The 327-nt window shown below is 64.2% G+C and carries 2 pseudogenes; both read left to right on the forward strand.

Going from position 1 to position 327, the window contains the following annotated elements:
- A pseudogene (locus HMPREF2924_RS36670) lies at positions 1-105 on the forward strand (TIGR03749 family integrating conjugative element protein); the annotation flags it as partial.
- Positions 89-327 (forward strand): annotated as a pseudogene (locus HMPREF2924_RS28135) (TIGR03752 family integrating conjugative element protein); the annotation flags it as partial. The pseudogenes HMPREF2924_RS36670 and HMPREF2924_RS28135, both read left to right, overlap by 17 nt.

Genomic DNA, 327 nt, shown 5'->3' on the forward strand with positions numbered 1-327 from the left:
ACCGTGTATCTGGTGACGCGCGGCCGCGGCCTTGCCGACGCGCTCCTGCCCTCCTCCATCAGCCAGATCGATCCCAAAGGAGGCCGTCGTGGCGCTGACCGGTAATCCCCTCCTGAAATTGCTGGTCGTCCCCGTCGTGATCGGCGCCATCCTGATCGGCGTGAGCATGATGGGCAAGAAGGAAAGCGCGCAATCACAAGGCGCCGCAACCCCGACGGTAACGTCGGAAGAAGCGGCAACCCTGGGCATCGACGGCGACACACCCGCCGACACACTACGCACCATCGTGGCGGAAAGCCGGCAGCTCAAGGACCAGATCAGCAAGGT

The organism is Pseudomonas sp. HMSC063H08 (genome assembly GCF_001813645.1).
GTDB classification, from domain to species: Bacteria; Pseudomonadota; Gammaproteobacteria; order Pseudomonadales; family Pseudomonadaceae; genus Pseudomonas; species Pseudomonas aeruginosa.